The organism is Limosilactobacillus vaginalis (genome assembly GCF_025311515.1).
In the GTDB taxonomy this organism is placed as follows: Bacteria; Bacillota; Bacilli; order Lactobacillales; family Lactobacillaceae; genus Limosilactobacillus; species Limosilactobacillus vaginalis.
Map to the genome: position 1 here is coordinate 966943 of NZ_CP104399.1, position 15319 is coordinate 982261.

General features: G+C 37.0%; 13 protein-coding genes and 2 tRNA genes. 6 read left to right on the plus strand and 9 right to left on the minus strand.

All coding sequences use genetic code 11. The annotated features are described in order from the left end of the window. Positions 1-55: 55 nt before the first annotated feature. Positions 56-1123, minus strand: a complete 1068-nt coding sequence (gene xerS / locus N4627_RS04770; RefSeq protein ID WP_003717106.1) for a tyrosine recombinase XerS — start codon at positions 1121-1123, stop codon at positions 56-58. Between the two features lie 84 nt (positions 1124-1207). After that, positions 1208-1281: transfer RNA gene (locus tag N4627_RS04775), tRNA-Pro, on the minus strand. Between the two features lie 130 nt (positions 1282-1411). Between N4627_RS04775 and N4627_RS04780 the strand changes: the two genes are divergently transcribed. From N4627_RS04780 to N4627_RS04795, 4 genes are all read left to right on the plus strand, one after another. Then, the gene (locus tag N4627_RS04780) at positions 1412-3622 is read left to right on the plus strand and encodes a phospholipase D family protein (RefSeq protein ID WP_260963934.1); all 2211 of its coding nucleotides are present in this window, start codon (positions 1412-1414) and stop codon (positions 3620-3622) included. Between the two features lie 88 nt (positions 3623-3710). After that, the gene (locus N4627_RS04785) at positions 3711-4841 is read left to right on the plus strand and encodes a hypothetical protein (protein WP_260963935.1); all 1131 of its coding nucleotides are present in this window, start codon (positions 3711-3713) and stop codon (positions 4839-4841) included. A 707-nt stretch (positions 4842-5548) separates the two neighbouring features. Next, positions 5549-6595, plus strand: a complete 1047-nt coding sequence (locus N4627_RS04790) for a lipoate--protein ligase (protein WP_191336950.1) — start codon at positions 5549-5551, stop codon at positions 6593-6595. Further along, positions 6576-7748 (plus strand): mandelate racemase/muconate lactonizing enzyme family protein, encoded by a 1173-nt coding sequence (locus N4627_RS04795; protein WP_260963937.1) that lies wholly within the window; start codon positions 6576-6578, stop codon positions 7746-7748. The genes N4627_RS04790 and N4627_RS04795 overlap by 20 nt, the downstream gene beginning before the upstream one ends. A 57-nt stretch (positions 7749-7805) precedes the next feature. On the opposite strand, the gene N4627_RS04800 is transcribed toward N4627_RS04795, so the two are convergent. The 4 genes from N4627_RS04800 to N4627_RS04815 all read right to left on the minus strand — a co-directional run bounded on the left by N4627_RS04800 (position 7806) and on the right by N4627_RS04815 (position 10982). After that, positions 7806-8399: a tyrosine-type recombinase/integrase gene (locus N4627_RS04800; protein WP_003717112.1), complete on the minus strand. Its 594-nt coding sequence runs from the start codon at positions 8397-8399 to the stop codon at positions 7806-7808. A 272-nt stretch (positions 8400-8671) separates the two neighbouring features. After that, entirely contained in the window at positions 8672-9619 is a 948-nt protein-coding gene (locus N4627_RS04805) for a 3-hydroxyacyl-CoA dehydrogenase family protein (protein WP_260963940.1), read from the minus strand. A gap of 38 nt (positions 9620-9657) precedes the next feature. Continuing rightward, positions 9658-10095, minus strand: a complete 438-nt coding sequence (msrB, locus tag N4627_RS04810; RefSeq protein ID WP_124031359.1) for a peptide-methionine (R)-S-oxide reductase MsrB — start codon at positions 10093-10095, stop codon at positions 9658-9660. Positions 10096-10910: 815 nt separating this feature from the next. After that, positions 10911-10982: transfer RNA gene (locus N4627_RS04815), tRNA-Arg, on the minus strand. 93 nt (positions 10983-11075) lie between these two features. On the opposite strand from N4627_RS04815, the gene N4627_RS04820 reads away from it, so the two are divergent. Continuing rightward, positions 11076-11888, plus strand: a complete 813-nt coding sequence (locus N4627_RS04820; protein ID WP_040531202.1) for an HAD-IIB family hydrolase — start codon at positions 11076-11078, stop codon at positions 11886-11888. Between the two features lie 97 nt (positions 11889-11985). Here the strand turns inward: N4627_RS04820 and N4627_RS04825 are convergent, their stop codons facing one another. Continuing rightward, positions 11986-12510, minus strand: coding sequence for a nucleoside 2-deoxyribosyltransferase (locus N4627_RS04825; protein WP_260963945.1), 525 nt, complete (start codon positions 12508-12510; stop codon positions 11986-11988). Between the two features lie 80 nt (positions 12511-12590). On the opposite strand from N4627_RS04825, the gene N4627_RS04830 reads away from it, so the two are divergent. Then, positions 12591-14012 carry a DHA2 family efflux MFS transporter permease subunit gene (locus tag N4627_RS04830; protein ID WP_098045092.1) on the plus strand — a complete coding sequence of 474 codons (1422 nt, stop codon included), beginning with the start codon at positions 12591-12593 and terminating at the stop codon, positions 14010-14012. 273 nt (positions 14013-14285) lie between these two features. Here the strand turns inward: N4627_RS04830 and N4627_RS04835 are convergent, their stop codons facing one another. Continuing rightward, complete coding sequence (locus tag N4627_RS04835) at positions 14286-14450, minus strand: hypothetical protein (RefSeq protein WP_003717120.1); 165 nt, start codon at positions 14448-14450, stop codon at positions 14286-14288. Positions 14451-14467: 17 nt separating this feature from the next. After that, the gene (locus N4627_RS04840; protein ID WP_124031331.1) at positions 14468-15313 is read right to left on the minus strand and encodes an alpha/beta hydrolase; all 846 of its coding nucleotides are present in this window, start codon (positions 15311-15313) and stop codon (positions 14468-14470) included. Positions 15314-15319: the final 6 nt, after the last annotated feature.

Sequence of the window (15319 nt, forward strand, 5' to 3'; positions counted from 1 at the left end):
ATAATTCAAATACTATTTTAACAGTCTTTTAACCAAGCGCCAACATTGTTTTAACTTATTTCTCGGGGTGCTCGCTAATTTCATCAAGGGCCTGACGCTGCTTCTTTTGATCAACGTGGGTGTAAAGATCAGTTGCGGAAGTTCCCTTTTGACCAAGCTGTTGAGCAACCAGCACTTGATCCTTAGTAACATTATACATTTCAGAAGCAAGGGTGTGACGAAGCTTATGTGGCGTCAACGGGTGACCAAAGGCAGTTGAATACTTCTTCACCATTTTCTCAATCGCGTTTGCCGTCATTCGCCGTGTTTCCCCATGATAGAGGGTTAGGAAGAGGGCGGTATCCTTTTTTAGAGCATGGTAACGTTTAGCACGAATTTCTAAATATGCTTTGATATATTGCACTGCCCAGGGTGCAATTGGCACGGAATCCTTTTGCCCACCTTTACGAACAACGTCAAGCAAGCTTTGTTTCAAGTTTAAATCAGCCAGATTAACATTAGCCGCTTCTGAAACACGAACCCCAGTGCCAAGAATTAGCGTAATAATTGCAATATCCCGTTCTTTATTAACTTTATATGCTGGCAAGGCACGCTTATCACACATTTGAGGATATTGATTACTGATAAAATCAATAAAATCGAATTTCATTTCTCCACGATACATATGAGACGCTAGAGTATGCGCACGATAGTTTAATGTCTTGGTATCGTTTAATGAATCGATCTTGAGCATCACATTTCGATAAAAATATGGTTCGCCATCATTAACATCAGCTGTCACTGTTAAATACTTAAATAATGAGCGTAAGGCATTAATTGAGCGATTAATAGAAGTGGGGGAGTTTAAATGCCCCTGTGCATTAGTGGTATGGCTAAGATGATCGATATACAGCATAATGTCATTTCGCCGCAGTTTAGCAAGCTCATCAGTTTGAATCTCGGTATTGTTATTTGCCTCAGAAAGGCCACTGGCTCGAAGCCAGTTAAAGAAGCGCCGAATCTCCGTTAAATACTGGTAAGTAGTGGTAACTGCATGGTTAGTTCCTAAATAGTAATCATTTACATAATCAGGAAGCTGTGCGAGCTCCTGTTGAATTAAACTTAGGTATTTATCTGATTCCATTATTTTACATTCCACCTGATATATACTTTATCTACTATTATATATAAAAAGAGCCATCCCCGGGAGGAATGACTCTTAGATTAATCGGGAAAACAGGATTCGAACCTGCGACCCCCTGGTCCCAAACCAGGTGCTCTACCAAGCTGAGCTATTTCCCGTTGACGGGTTGTATCGCACAACATGAATTATATTACCAGAAGCATAACTATTTGGCAAGAAAATTAAGAAAGAAAATCAAGAATAAAGATGATAACCTATACTTAAAGACTAGTAGGGAGGGACCAAACTATGCTAACGGTATATGATCTTAAAAATCAACGAATGCTAACTCAGCCTAATTTTTGGAAATTAGTATCAGGATATGAACAATTTTCTGGAGTTACGTTTGTCGGGAGTTTTCAGATCATTGAAAAGCATCTTCTTCCACAATTTAAGCAGGTTAATTTAATTTTGGGGATGGAAGATCAGCGAACAGGGCAAAATTTGAATCAATTTTTTGATCTTACGCGTCGGGTAAAAGAAATTACATCGGCTAATGAACAATTCATTTCCCGAGTTGCTGACGAAAGCTTAAAATTACGGTTCACTAAGGAGCATCTTTTTCATAGCAAATATTATATTGTTGAAAATGATAATCAATTTAAAATTTTTAATGGATCGATGAATTTAACTCAAAAAGCACTAACCAACAATTTTGAAATGCTGTGGATGTATGCAGGATCAAAGGATAATCCAGCTGATCTAGCATTTTATCAGGCACATCAGCAACTTTTCAAGAAGAACTTTACTGAGGATAGTACTAACTATCTTGACCGGAAAGTAATCGATCAGATTAAAGGCAAATCAGCAAAAGAAATTACCGAAATTCTGACAAGCCAAACGGTCGAACAAATCAATGATAATACTGTTCTCTTTCCGGTAGAAGATATTACAAAAATAACTAATTCGCAAAGAAATCAGCGATATACACTGGTTCCAAAGGACGTTAAACAGGTAATTAACACAATTTATACCCCTAAAGGAAATAAACGACGGAAAACTGAAGAAATTAAGAATCAGGTTAAAGAGATTGTCTATAATAATCTGGAAGAACCAGCTAATAATGTCGTCGAAGCTAATACACTCTACCCGCAGCCTCTATGGTCATATGCTGACGATAATGCATTAGTTCAGCAACCCAACTCTCATGAATTCATTCCCCTAGAAAATCATGTTAAAAATGTTACTCGGGACGATGTCGAAAACTTTGTTAAAGTAATCAAAAGTTTTAAATATAACAAGGTTCGTGATGAAAGTCAGCAGGCATTATCTGCATTTATGTATCTTATGACGGCTCCATTAATCTGGAAGATTCGGCAAATCTATCGTAAGTCCAATTATGCTAAAAGTGCTGATCAAGTACCGCTATCAATGGTCCTAATTGGTAGGGGGACTACAGGGAAGACCCTTTTAGTCCGGGATTACTTTAAACCGTTTGTTGGTGATCGGGGGATGAACCTTCAATATTCAGAAATTAATCAGGGAACTGGTGCTCATACAAATAAAGCAGTTAATTTTCTTGGTAATTACCTTAATTCAAAGCGGTTTATTTCACCAATGATCGTGGATGAATTAAACGAGAATTTTCTTCATAGTAAGGTCGCCACAAACGCGATTAAACAATGGTCCAATACCATTACAGATATTCATAACGTTAATATTTTTGCGATGAATCATAATATTGGTGGTCGTGATATTAATAATTTGGAAGAAATTACTAAGCGGGTTTATTATTTATCATTCGAAGCCGGATGGTTACCACCAGAAAAGCAAAAATATAATTACGGTATCCTCCAAAATAATATTAACGATCATATCTATAAAGCAGTTGTTTATGAATTAAATCAACGATTGGTTAACCTGTCAGGATTAGATGAACAGGACTTAGTTGATGATTACTTAAGTCTCACCCGAAAAATCGTCAAAGAATTACTTGCTAAGTTTGGTCTTCAAGACGAATTAAAGGGAATTATTGACCATAACTATGATTATAAGGTTGATCGAAACCGTCTTACCTGGAAAATGTTAATTAAAGACGATGACTTTAAGCATGTGTCATTTAACAGTGAGGATAAGCAACATTTTACGGTATCAAAAGCAATCTTCAATAATCTTAAGGGGAGTACCTATGAGAATATTAACCAGACTTTGGATAACTATTTCAATATGTTCCCTCGTGAATTGGGAGTTGCAATTGAGCAATACAATAATGGGATGATTCTTGATATTGATAAATTTGACGAGTTCATTGGAGAGCCGTTAATTAGGCAGCATTATAATAGCCTTCATCAAAAAGATAAGCAAACTGATGCAATGCAAGAATATCTAAAAGCTCAGAAGCAACACGATGAGCAGCAAAACAAAATGATGACAGAAATGATGAAAACAATTGCTAAGCAGCAAGAACAAAACCAACAGTCTAAGCCAGGGCTATTGTCACGGTTATTTAAACGGAAATAATTAGCATTTCTCCGAATATTTGTTCGAAAAATACAGTAATATTTGATAAAATATTGTTATCGAACTAATGTTCAAGGAGGGAAACCTAATGACTTACGAATTAGTATACCGTTCGAGTAAGGGAAATAATAACTATTGGTCAGTTAATGAACGATTCACCAGGAAAGAAACGGGGCATTTTCAATGGAGCTCAGCTATTGAGATCAACCAAATTTTCCCACAATTGAAGGCCAAATATCCGACATTATTTGCAAAAAAGAAGACAGAACGTTTTTATTATTTAGATGTTAAGTCAAGTAAATTAATTAAACTGTCACCTGATCAAGAAGAGATTAAGGCTGCTTTGACTCCTGATGGAATTCCCCAAGACAACTATACCTGTCCGCTAAAAATAACCGATAGTAAGTACTATGCAATCGCAATTGATGCACCAGATGGACGATATTACTTTAATACGAGTAAGGGAGTCTTTCTTAAAACCGTTAATGATGAGGTTCGACGGTGGCGTGAATTCGATAAGGCCGCTGCTACTGCCAATACGATCCGGGTTAATAAGAAAATTTGGAATAAGTACCCAGATTGGAACCCGCTGAGTAATTATGTAATTAATCTTAAAACCGGTGCGATTGTGTGGCCCAATAAAGAGTTGAATAGTTTTTTTCCTGCCTCATTTGAAAGTAACTATGGAACCACAAATTCAGCATTTCTTTTAATGATGTTAGAACAATTAGATACCCAACTGCAGGAACATTTCAGTTCAATTAACCAACAACCCATGAATACAATTGAGGATCCAATTGAAATTCCCCAAATTGACTTTGAAAGGTATAATGCTAAAGAAACATTTATAGCACTTAGTTATATAGTAAGAGTCATAGCGCAAAAACCTCTGATTGACAAAGCATTAAAATGCTACGATAAGGAATTACTTCAAGATTATTTACATACGATAGAACTAGCAGACCTTAGTCGGTTTAATGCAAATGAATTTACCAATCAGCTTCAGCAAACGCGATTGAAGCGACGAAAAATTAAGAATTTAGATTTGTTCTTAAATATTATTGCCGAAAATATGAATGTAGAAAAAATTCTTAAACAATTATGGCAAGAACCGTCACTACGTAATTGCTACCACTATCGTCACCCCGAAACTGGCCAACGAATGTTAGACATCATGAACGTTAAATCAGGTGAGGGGAGAGCAGGGGAGAATTATTAGTTTAACTTAAGAGAACCGTTAATTAGTATGGCCCTTTTTTATGACCTGAGGATTACCACATAAACATCTGCTAGAATTCCCCTTTGATCTAAATTTTTAGGAATATAAGTGAAGACGCGCAGCAATCTTTAGAAAGTACAAATAAAGCTCCAGATACTGATAAAGCAACTCTGGAGCTCATTTATTCGTGTACTGTGTTATTAGTTTTTTAAAGTAATCGGATTTATGTCACAATTTCCGTTAAAGAATTATTTTTTAAACTGGAAACTATTAATTTCGTCAAAGGTCACACATTAAGAATCTGGTTGGCAGAAATATCCAGAACTAATCCTCAAAGCCTTGCATTTACTGGAATGGTCAAATATTATTTAACATTTAATTGGAATTAATTGACTCAGACCAGTTAATAAATAAAAACTAAGTTAATGAAACAAGAATATAGATAAAAAGTAGACAAATTAAGACTAGTTAATTTAAAGAGGGTTAAAGCATTTTTCTTTAGCAACCTGTCATTAAAATTATAGTTTTAATGCTACCGATTAATAAAATTGGCTACCATATCAAGCTCTCCGCTTAATTATCATTCTTTCTGCATTTTAAATAAAAACTTTTTCTTATCTTTTTTCCTATCTAATTAACAATAACAAAAGATTAATGACTTCACTTATCTTTTCAGGCATATAATTTATTTATGGAGATGATTATTAATGCTTTATATAGATATGAGTCATGATCGACAGCGTTTCCAAGATCCGGTTGTTCCAGAAGCACTGGCTGAATACTTGCAAACTGCTCCTCAATACAAAGGAAAAGAATTACTTTATTTTTATCATCCTGAGGTTCCGACCGTAATAGTTGGCCACTACCAAGATGTTTATCATGAAGTTAATTTCCCGTATTTAAGAGAAAAGCAGATTGGCTTAGTCCGCCGAAATTCCGGTGGTGGCGCTGTTTTTATTGATCCGGGCGATTTAACCTATGTTTACATAGACACAGCACCAAAAGTAAAAACACCAAAATTCAATTTATACATATCACCTATTTTACTTGCGTTAAAAGAGCTTGGTATTAATGCGGAACAAACTGGACGAAATGATTTAACAGTTGATGGAAAGAAATTTTCTGGAATGTCATTCTCTCAAATTAAAGACCGGGTTTTGTATGGCGGTACACTAATGCTAAACGTTAACTTAGAAGAAGCAAATCGAGTACTAACACCGTCAAAATCTAAGCTTGAAGATAAAGGAATCGAATCAGTTAGAAGTCGCGTTACCAACCTTAAGGATTACATTAATATCCCATCTTTTACGACCAATGATCTTCGTGATTTAATTTTAAAATATGTAAAAAAGGAAAATAAAGACTTCAAGACAACAAAGCTTTCTGAACAAGAATGGGCTGATATTATTGAGCTTGGTCATCGCAAGTTTGGGACTAAAGAATGGATTTATGGCAGTAATTTAGCCCATTATTATGTTGACTCGTACTTTCACGGAATTGGCAGTATTGGGATTGCCTTTAACGTAAAAGAACACCGACTTGCTGATGTTAAAATTTATGGTGATCTTATGGTTATTAGTCAAAAAGTTGCTGAACAATTACAAGAAGAACTTGATGGCTGTCCCATAGTTCAAGACGAAATCAAACAAATTCTTATTAAATATGATCTTGATGGTAGTATCAAATCCGGGACGGCATCACAATTAGCAACTGAAATAATTAACGAGGCAGCAAATGAAAATACAACAAATTAAGATTCTTCAGTTAAATTGGGGACAACTATCACCGATCTGGCATCCATTAGTGATTGAAATTGAAACGGACCAGAAAATAGTTGGCTATGGTGAAGCAGGTGTTGCGTATGGTGCAGGAGTTAGCGCAGTTGCTCACCTTATTCAGGAACTAGGCCAAAGAATTATTGGGAAGAACCCCTTATTAATCAATCAAATTTGGCAAGACTTTTATGAACATACCTTTTGGGCTAAAGGCGGTGGAACCCTTTTTTATTCGGCCATCAGCGCAATTGATATTGCTTTATGGGACATTAAAGGGAAAGTTGCTAACATGCCAATTTACCAACTCCTTGGCGGAAAGATCACTTCACATATTCACTCTTATGCTAGTCATATTGAATACGGCTGGGGACCTTTTTCGCGCTATGTTAAAACTCCCCATGACTTTTATCGGATTGCAAAGCGAGCGGTTGATGATGGTTACCAGACAATTAAGCTTGATCCCATAGACCAAGAAACGGATAATACCACCCTTTCATCACGTGGATTACTAACTCAAGAACAATTAAACCGAGCATATGAGCGAACTGCTGCTGTTCGTCAGGCATTAGGTCCAAATAAACAATTAATTCTTGATTGCCATGCCAATTTAAGGGTTGAATCTGCAATTCAACTGGCACATAGACTCTTACCGCTAAAAATTTATTACTTTGAAGAACCGGTACCAACAATCGATCCCCATGACTACGATACTATTGCTGATCAAACTTCAATACCATTGGCTGTCGGTGAACACCTTACAATAGCTAAGTCATTTGCTCCATACATTCGTCAACGCAATATTGGAATTGTTCAACCTGATTTAGGAACTTGCGGTGGCTTTACCATGGCTCGTCAAATCAATAGCCTTGCTCTCGTTAATGATATTAATCTTCAGCTTCATGTTTGCGGTAGTCCAATCGCGACAGCTGCGGCACTCCAGTTTGAAGCAGCAATGCCCAATTTTCTCATCCACGAAAATCATGAAATCACACTAAAGCAAGCGTACCGAGAAACATTAACCAAACCGTTAATAGCTAAAAATGGTGTCTACGAAGTTTCAACGAATGCCGGGCTTGGTGTAGAACTAAGCGATAAGGCAAGACGGAATTCGGAAGTAATTATTGTTAAGTAAAAGAGGATTTCATGGTTTGAAATCCTCTTTTTTGATAACTAATTAATATTATGTAAACTAGCCAAAATCAATCTTATTTAACATCTGCTCCCGACTGGTTTGGTCAAGTCCCAAGTATTTTAACGTCATTGCTTCACTAGAATGATTAAGTAGGCTCATCACTAAGCCAATATTGTAATTACTTTGAACGTAAACCCGATAAGCACCGGTTTTGCGCATTGTATGTGTCCCTAAATAATTAATATCTAATAATTCGCCGACTTCATGCATTATGTTATAGAATTGTCGCTCATCAATGTGCTTCGTCGGTCTTGTAGTTGATGGAAAGAGCCATTCGGTTGTCCCTTCAAGGTGCATCTTTTTTAACCATTGCTGATACATTAGTAAATCGTTATTCACCGGTCGTAAATATAGCGTATTCTGTTTACCGGTTTTCTTATCCTTAATAAAGGCGTGTTCTCGCAACAGACCATTTTCTTCAAAGACATCTGATTGTTTTAAACGTAAAACGTCGCTAACCCGTAGCAAGGTCGCCTTACCAACTTGAAAAATGGTGTAGTTCCGTCGACCAGCCTTAAAATTGTGAAGGAGTGTGTCTTGAACATCAGCAAGAATATTCGAATCCTTAATTGGTAGTACTAATTGTTTCATTTTCTCCACCTAACATTAGTAATGTTATTATTCCGTTATTCACAATAATAACACATCTCCTATTTTCTTTAAAACACAATCCTATTATATCAGTATTTATGAAGTGTTATTATATACAAATAACACTTCCACCTCAGAAATTTATGCCTTTAGAATCGCTCTTTGTCTATAATTCCATTTAAAACTAAAATTAGCTCTCAGACGCAATGAAAATCAGTTAGACATGTAGTTGTCCATTTAATTTCCTCTGAGAGCTAATTTTATTTCAGCAATTATTTTTGATCATCTTTAAGCTGGTTAAGGAGAGCTTGGTCACGTTGCTCAACAATTTTCTTGCTGGCATCCCCTTGCCAATCAAAGAATCCTTTCCCTGTCTTTAATCCTAATTCATTTTGAGAGACTTTTTTAGCAAGTGCTGGATCCGTTCCGGTTTCGTTAGCTAAGTCTGCATATAAGTATGAACTAATATTCTTAAAAACATCTAACCCGCCGAGATCAGCACTGGCAACTGGACCAACTAAATTCCAGCGGCGTCCCAAACTATATTTAACAATGTCATCAACTGCCTCTGGACTAGCAATTCCTTGGTCAATAATATGGAAGGCCTCACGTAAGACCGCTAACTGAATTCGGTTACCGACAAAGCCAAGTGCTTCCTTCTTAAGTGGTACTGCGTGTTTACCAATCTTATTCATGAGTTCGACCGTCACATTAACCGTTTCTTGACTAGTGTTCTTACCAGGAACAACTTCAACTAACGGCATCAATTGGGCAGGATTCCAAAAGTGAGCAACGACAAACCGTTCTGGATGCTGAAGGACACTTTGTAAGGCAGTTGGACTTAATCCCGAAGTGTTAGTTGCCAAAATTGCTGACTCTTTAACGATCTTCTCAATTTCCGTCCAAACCGACTTCTTAATCTCCTCGTTCTCGACAATTGATTCAATTACAAAATCCGCATTCTGACAAGCATCAGTAAGATTAGTTGTATAAGTTAATCGGCTTAAAATTTTTTCCGGCTTTTCTGTAACCATTCCAGCGTCAACAAATGTTTTCAAATCATGACTAATTAGCTCTTTGCCACGCTGAAGTCCCGTTTGTTCACGATCATAAATTTTGACATTATAACCGTTCATTGCAAATTGAAGAGCAATTGCGTGACCCATTGTCCCAGCACCAATATTTGCAATCTCTTTAATCCCGGTTAATTCCATCGTCATCACACTCCTTAATGTTACTATTTAAATTATAATAGATTTCATTTAAAAAGTGATTGATATTCACCATATCCTTGAGCAACTAATTGGTCAACCGGGATAAATCGCAATGCGGCAGAATTGATGCAATATCGTAATCCACCACGATCTTGCGGACCATCGGTGAAGACATGTCCTAAATGAGAATCACTATCTTTACTGCGGACCTCAGTTCTTTCCATTCCAAATGATTGATCACGTTTTTCTTTAACTGCCCGGTGCTTAATTGGTTGCGTGAAAGATGGCCAGCCACATCCCGCATCATATTTATCTAAGGAAGAAAACAACGGTTCACCACTGACAACATCTACATAAATTCCAGGTTGATCAAAATGATCGTACTTTCCTGTAAATGGCCGTTCCGTTGCCGCTTCTTGGGTAACTGCATATTGTGTTGGCGTTAATTTTGCTAATGCTTCTTTTTTCTGTTCTTGATTCATGAGATTTCGCCCCCCTTAAAGTCATGATTGTTTTACACTTATAAGATAACCATACTTAATAGATTAATGTCGAGAAAAATGCTTTTATTCTATTGAAAAATATATTCAATTTACGTCCTATGCCTAACAAAATGATCGACGTTAAAAAACTAATTAATACAAAAGTGAGGTAATATCACCAATGGATAAGCCAATGTTAAACAGTGCTCAACTTGTTAAGCATATGCAAGAAAAAGGGATTAAGTTTGAAATTACAACTACTAAAGACGCACGATATATGCTAGACAATGTAAATTATTATTTTAAACTTGCCTCTTACAAGATTAATGGGTGTTTCAAATGGATATTTACAAGATTTGAAAGTAAATGATTTAATTTCGCTATTTTACTTACACAAGATTATCGAAAGTAAAAAAATGAGCGAACACCGTATCAGACAAGGAAAAAGGCTTATTAAACGATTTCACCGTCACAAAGAGTGGTACGCTGACAATACTAAGCTGAACACCTTTTTCACAATACTTACTCAAATGATTGACCACTTAAATATAAAATAGTATTATATATGTATTGAATTAACGGTAAGACCGTTAACTGATGGAGGCCTTGCGCCAAAGTCAGGTATTTATGAAAAGAGTCGATCAAATAAATGATCGACTTTTTTTGCTTAAATAAACTATAATTCTGCTCACATATATATGCAGAAATTAAATTTTTTGATGTTTTTTGGGAATTCCTAAAAAAACAATAGGTCTACAACCATTTAATCATCAACGATTATAGACTCTTCAAGATTTATCAAGTTTTATTAACAATGCGCCCCCCGAGAGTCGAACTCGGATCATGAGGACCGAAATCTCATGTGCTATCCATTACACTAAGGGCGCCTTACATAATTTATTTTAATCCTTTTCTAGTAAAATAGTAAGTAGTAATTGATAAAACTAGAGAATTTAATCTCTAGTAAAAAGGAGGATACCATGTTACCACAAAAATTCATCGCAATTGATATTGATGGCACCTTATACGACGACCATGATCATTTTGATCGGCAACGCTTTAACCGTGACTATCAGGAACTTCTCAACAAGAGAATTCTTCTAATCGTTGCGACGGGAAATAGCTACGATGCTGTTCAATCAATTTTCCAGGGATGCCCAGTGGATACATTTGTTGCCGAAAACGGTGGCCGGATAGTCATCAATGAGCAAGATGTAATCAGCCATGTCCATCCACAACCTCTACTAAAAGATTTAATTGAGTTTCTTGTTCAGCAAAATTATCATCCGGATCTCTTTTCACTTTCGGGGGCTTCAAATACCTTTATTGGCAGCAAATTCAAAGATGTTCCCGTACCATTCTACCCCCATCACCACTACTTCTCATCACTCGCCCAGGTTAACGAACCGATATATAACGTTAACCTGAATTGGTTTAAAAGTCATCCACAATTATCAGCAATTGAAAGAGTAATTCAATCCATCAACAACGCTTTCCCTAAAATGGTCCAGGCTACTTATAGCGGTGCCTGTGGAATCGATATTTTACCATATGGGGTGAACAAGGCAGCTGGACTAAAAGAACTGATTAGTCATTTTCCTGGTAGAAGTCTTGCTGACGTGATTGCATTTGGCGATACTAGCAATGATCTTGAAATGATCCAAGAAAGTGGTACCGGCTTCGCAATGAAAAACGCTACCCCTGACTTAAAGCGAGTTGCTGACCAGATTACTCAACGTGATAACAATCATGATGGTTTACTTTATGAAATTGAGAATCAATTCTTACGTTAACAATTGAAAATATATTATGTAAACTTAAAAAATAAAAAACAGTGTCTCACCAATTCTTATATCGTGGACACTGTTTTTTTAGTCTTGGCTCGTTAAATTAGTAAACAGCCCCATCATAGAAGTTAAAGGCTGGTTTGTTAAAATCAAAAGACGCTAATTCAGACATTTTAATGAATCGGTCAGCAATTCCCCAACTCATCAGGTTAATCGGCTTTCCCCAATCTTCATCTGGAATAACAACCAGGATGTGCTTACCAAGTGCGGAAGCCATCCCCAGTTCAACACCCATTCCGACATCTTCTTCTTTAGGAATATAAACAGCTAATAATAAATCACTGGTTGAAACACCAACTCGGTCACCATTATAGGTGGCTGTTGCCCATTCACGGTCCTCTAACAACTCAGGATGTTCATCAACCCTAAGCCCCTTATATTGATGCTCTAATGGAACATATGAATTTTCTACATCAACCGTTGGATTTTCCTTAATTGCTTCCATTGCATCCTTATAAGCCTTATTTTGATTATCTGTAAACCAACCGGCGCAGAAGTAAACAGTCTTTGTCTTTTGACCCACGAAATTTCCTCCTCTAATTAAAACAATCAGATCATATTTTAGCATATGAATGAAAAAAGTGCTTACGAAAAAATTTTAAATCTGGTAGACTAATCAATCGTTGAGTAAAGGAGTGAAGATATATAATGGATAATACTCAAAATAATACTGCACGAAAGCAGCTTTCGCATCCTAAACTAGCAATGGTAGCGATGCTATTAGGGGCTTTTGTGGGGATGCTAAGTGAAACCTCACTTAATATTGCACTCCCCAAGTTAATGTTGTCCTTACGTGTAAATATGGCAACAATTCAGTGGTTAGTTACTGGATATATGCTTGTTATTGGAATTATTCTTCCCTTATCAAGCCTAATTTCAAAATGGTTTACAACTCGTCAGATCATTATCTTTGGTTTAGCGAGCTTTATTATCGGAGCGGTTATCTCTGCTTGTGCAAATAATTTCCCGGGAGTGCTAATTGGCCGAATGGTACAGGGGATTGGAACTGGTTTGATTCTCCCGTTAATGTTTGCCGTAGCAATGCAAATCTTTCCGCCCCAAAAACTTGGTGCTGTTCTAGGAATTTGTGCATTAGTGATTATGTTTGCACCAGCAATTGGTCCAACACTTACCGGACTAATTCTTGCTAAACTCTCCTGGCGTTGGATCTTCTGGTTATTTATTCCTTTCTTAGCCTTAGCGTTAATTTTCGCGATGACTTCATTAGAGAACGTCAATAACATTACAAAGCCACACGTTGATTGGCTTTCCATTATTGAATCCGCAATTGGCTTCTCCGGTTTAGTTATTGGCGCTAGTCTTTCTAGTCGTGATGGCTGGTTATCAGTCCCTGTTCTCTCAGCACTAATAGTCGGGGTAGTTGTTCTAGGATTCTATGTTCACCGCCAACTCCACTTAACGGAACCGATTCTTAATTTAAGGTTATTTAAGATTCCTGCCTTTAGAACAGGAGCTTTATTAGTGATGCTCGATTTCGGGATCATCCTTTCTGCAATGTACTTATTACCAAATTACCTGCAAAATGGTTTGTTAATTCCGGTCGCTCTTACTGGTATGATTATGCTTCCTGGGGGAGTGATTAATGCCGTTACATCTGCCCTTGCCGGACGACTTTACGATAATATCGGTGCTAGGAAACCAGTAATGTTTGGCTTAGTTATTGCGTTAATCGGAGCCATTATGTTCGCTTGCACCTCGGAACATTCATCAGTTGGCTATATCATTGCGGCTCATGTCATTCTAATGATTGGTTGTCCCCTTGCAATGTCTCCTGCACAAACTAGTTCGCTAAATTCCCTAAATGGCCTCGAATCTGCAGACGGAAGTACAATTCTCAATACTCTCCAGCAAATTGTTGGCGCATTGGCAACCGCATTTGCGACTAGTTTCCTCGAACTTGGTCAAAAAAATATTAATGGTACTGCAGCCGTTAAATTTACTAATGGGTTCCATTATGGAATTTACTTTACACTTGTCTTGGTCATAATTGCCCTAATCCTTTCTTTTAGGCTTCAAGATCGGGCTAAGGAAACGCAAGATATTAACTAGTAGCTATCAGTTGCAATTTCTTAGCAAAATGCTGATAATAATACCAACCACCTATTAACTATAAGGAGTTGGTATTATTGTTACCTTCATTGCCTGTTGGTATCGGTGAAGTCCATGCAATGCATGAGCTGTTCAAATTAAACCCGCGTTTGGCAATTATTGTCTTACTACTATTAATATGCTTGGCATTTTACCTAAAAAATAAGTAAAAATAAAAACAGAGCTTTGCTATTCTGTCCCCTAACTAAGAGAAAGAAGTAGCAATGCTCTGTTTTATTTTGTCATTACGTCTTTAAGGCCAATTTTTACCAATTCTTTAGCCGCTGCAGAAACCGTTAATGATTGCTTTTCTGCATATTGTTTAACTAGTTGATAAACCGCTAAATCTTCTGGACCGCACCAAATGATTCCGGTCACTTGACCATGCTCTTTTTGCATTAAATCACGTCCTTATATTAATCTTTCCCCCATAGCATCTGGCCAACTCGTTGTAAAATTATTTTTCGGTCATGAAGCTGAAAATGGTTAGTTTTCGGAACAACTACTTGCTGATAACGGATCTCTGGATGAATTTTAACAAGTGATTGAAGCATTTCAGATTGGATCCATGGGACTTCCTCGTCGTTCCCACCCATTATATTAAGAATCTTAACGGTAGAATTAGGACGCCACTTCCTCATTTGGCACCCTAACTGCCGGAAATTACGATCCTTTGATTTACGGTTTAAATTAGGAACAAATTTAACTTTAACCCCAAAGCTTTCCTCAACCGGTACGCCGAGAAAAACAACTTTGCGGAGTTGAATATCTTTTTGCAGTTGTTTTGAACCCATATAGGCATGAATAAATTCAGTTCCCCCATAGGAGTGAGCAATCACATTCATTCGTTTAATGTGGTAACGATCATGAAGAAGTTGGAGTACTCTAGTTAGTTGGTGAACCTGAGGATGGTAGGAAGCATTATAATTCCAATTATATAGCACTTGAATAAGGGAATTTTTCTGCTGATGGAAATCGCCACCAGTCTTAACAGTTCCAGTTGGCGAAACCCAAACTGTCATTACCTTTTGCGCATAATTATGTTTTTCAAAGTATCGGGTCATTCGACGATAAGTGGTTGTATTGCCTCCCCAGCCGGGAATCATTACTGTTGGCGTTTCACTATAACGAATAGTTGATCGCTCGTTGCTAGTTCGTAATGAATGATTAGGTAACGGCAAAAGTACGATAAATTGAATAACTAATACTAGTATTAATAAAATACTAATAATTGCAGCAAAGCTCTTTACTAGCCGTCGCATTCATTA